Origin of the sequence: Pseudomonas sp. MIL9 (genome assembly GCF_016887925.1) — a bacterium.
GTDB lineage: Bacteria > Pseudomonadota > Gammaproteobacteria > Pseudomonadales > Pseudomonadaceae > Aquipseudomonas > Aquipseudomonas mohnii.
This window is the reverse complement of sequence record NZ_JAFEHE010000050.1, coordinates 1-2,376: the sequence shown is the minus strand read 5'-3', so window position 1 is coordinate 2,376 and position 2,376 is coordinate 1. Positions and strand designations below refer to the sequence as shown.

Here is a 2,376-nt window from a genome sequence, read left to right as displayed (position 1 = left end):
CGTCGCTTGAGGCGATGGTGTCCACCTAAATTTAAGTGGACACCATTTTTAGCCTTTTTAAGCGGACGCCTATGCCACAAGAACGCCGTTCCTATTCAAAGTCCTTCAAGGCCCAGGTCATCGCCGAATGCGCGCAGCCTGACACCTCGATCGCCAATGTCGCGTTGACCCACAACCTCAACGCCAACCTCGTCCATAAATGGATACGCGTGCATGCGCAGAAAAACCTGACACTTCAAACCGCCTTCATCCCGGTCAAGACATCGCCGCCGGTGCCGATGCATCAGGCCCTTCCTGCCACGATCCGAATCGAAGTGCCGCATCCAAAAGGCGTAGTCGTGGTGAGTTGGCCGGCAGAAAATGCAGCGGCGTGTTCTGCTTTCCTGCGAGACCTGCTGCGATGATCCGCATCGACTCCATCTGGCTCGCCACCGAGCCCATGGACATGCGCGCCGGCACTGAAACTGCGCTGGCGCGGGTCGTGGCGGTGTTCGGTGCGGCGAAGCCGCACTGTGCTTATCTGTTTGCCAACCGTCGTGCCAATCGCATGAAAGTGCTGGTGCATGATGGCTTGGGGATTTGGCTTGCTGCCCGGCGCTTAAATCAAGGACGTTTCTTTTGGCCTGGCGTGCGGCACGGCTCTGAAGTCGAGCTGGATGCAGAGCAACTTCAAGCCTTGGTGCTCGGCTTACCTTGGCAACGCGTCGGTTCCGGAGGAGCCATCACGGTGCTCTAACTCGCCTGCCATGGCCTGCTTGCCAGCGCAATTGGCGCATCAGTCTATCGCCGCCCATAGCCCTCTCTGGCAAAATCGGCGGCATGACTTCGCATCCGAATCTCGATCAATTAAACCCTGAAGAACTGCGTGCTTTGGCGGCGCAGTTGATCCAGCGCGTCGAGACGATGGACAAGCAGATCAATCATCAAAAGTCGGTCAACGAGAAGCTGGCCCACGAGATCGCGCTGCTCAAGCGCTTCAAGTTTGCCAAACGCAGCGAGCAACTAAGTCCAGATCAGGCCAGCTTGCTCGACGACTTGATCGATACTGATATTGCCGCTATCGAAGCCGAGCTTGAGGCGCTGCAACCGACACCAGTCGAAGCCAAAGTGCGCCAGCAACCTAAGCGCGCAGCGCTGCCGCCGCAATTTCCTCGCACGCTGATCCATCACGAACCGGACAACAGCCATTGCCAGTGCGGCTGTGCTCTCAAGCGCATCGGCGAAGATGCCAGTGAAAAACTCGACTACACGCCCGGCGTGTTCACCGTCGAGCGTCACATCCGTGGGAAATGGGCCTGCGAGCAGTGCGAAACGCTAATCCAGGCGCCGGTACCGGCGCACGTCATCGACAAAGGCATACCGACCGCAGGCCTGCTGGCCCATGTCATGGTGGCCAAGTTCGCTGATCATTTGCCGCTGTATCGTCAGGAAAAAATCTTCGGTCGCGCCGGGCTGCCCATCGCCCGTTCGACCTTGGCGCAGTGGGTGGGCAACTGCGGCGTGCAACTCCAACCACTAGTCGATGCGCTGCGCGAAGCCGTGCTGACGCACGGCATCGTTCACGCCGACGAGACGCCGGTACAAATGCTGACGCCTGGCGCTAAAAAAACTCATCGCGCTTATGTCTGGGCCTATGCCACCAGTCAGTTCTCCGACCTGACGGCGGTCGTTTACGACTTCAGCCCAAGCCGCGCTGGCGAACATGCCCGAGCCTTCCTGGGCAGTTGGAACGGCAAGCTGGTCTGCGATGACTTTGCCGGCTACAAGGCAGGCTTTGAACTGGGCGTTACGGAGATCGGCTGCATGGCCCATGCCCGCCGAAAGTTCTTCGACTTGCATGCGACCAACAAGAGCCAGATCGCCGAAAAAGCGCTGCACTACATCGCGGCCTTGTACGAAGTTGAACGAGAAGTCCGCGAGCTGGAACCGGGTGATCGACAGCGAATACGGCAGGAAAAAGCAGCGCCAATCGCCGACGCACTTCATACCTGGATGACCGCCCAAAGACAGCTTGTGCCTGAGGGTTCGGCCATCGCCAAGGCCCTGGATTACAGCCTCAAACGCTGGATAGCGCTGACGCGCTATCTCGATGACGGTGCTGTGCCCATCGATAATAACTGGTGCGAGAATCAAATCCGGCCGTGGGCTCTTGGGCGCTCGAACTGGCTGTTCGCGGGCTCGTTACGCAGCGGTAAACGTGCGGCGGCGATCATGAGTTTGATCCAGTCGGCGCGGCTCAACGGACATGATCCGTATGCTTACTTGAAGGATGTTCTTACACGCCTGCCGACGCAGCGTGCGAGTGAGATAACCGAGCTGTTGCCGCACAGGTGGGCGCCCGTTTAATCACACAAGGTGTGTTGGGCGGACGCTTAC

Annotated in this window: 3 protein-coding genes; all 3 read left to right on the top strand. The window is 58.7% G+C overall.

Going from position 1 to position 2,376, the window contains the following annotated elements; all coding sequences use genetic code 11:
• Positions 1 to 35: 35 nt before the first annotated feature.
• The 3 genes from JQF37_RS31155 (at position 36) to JQF37_RS31145 (ending at position 2,346) form a co-directional block, all read left to right on the top strand.
• Positions 36 to 404 carry a transposase gene (locus JQF37_RS31155; RefSeq protein ID WP_204149927.1) on the top strand — a complete coding sequence of 123 codons (369 nt, stop codon included), beginning with the start codon at positions 36 to 38 and terminating at the stop codon, positions 402 to 404.
• Positions 401 to 736 carry an IS66 family insertion sequence element accessory protein TnpB gene (tnpB, locus tag JQF37_RS31625; RefSeq protein ID WP_017279403.1) on the top strand — a complete coding sequence of 112 codons (336 nt, stop codon included), beginning with the start codon at positions 401 to 403 and terminating at the stop codon, positions 734 to 736. Before JQF37_RS31155 ends, tnpB begins: the two co-directional genes overlap by 4 nt.
• 83 nt (positions 737 to 819) lie before the next feature.
• Positions 820 to 2,346, top strand: a complete 1,527-nt coding sequence (locus JQF37_RS31145) for an IS66 family transposase (protein WP_130211650.1) — start codon at positions 820 to 822, stop codon at positions 2,344 to 2,346.
• Positions 2,347 to 2,376 lie beyond the last annotated feature (30 nt).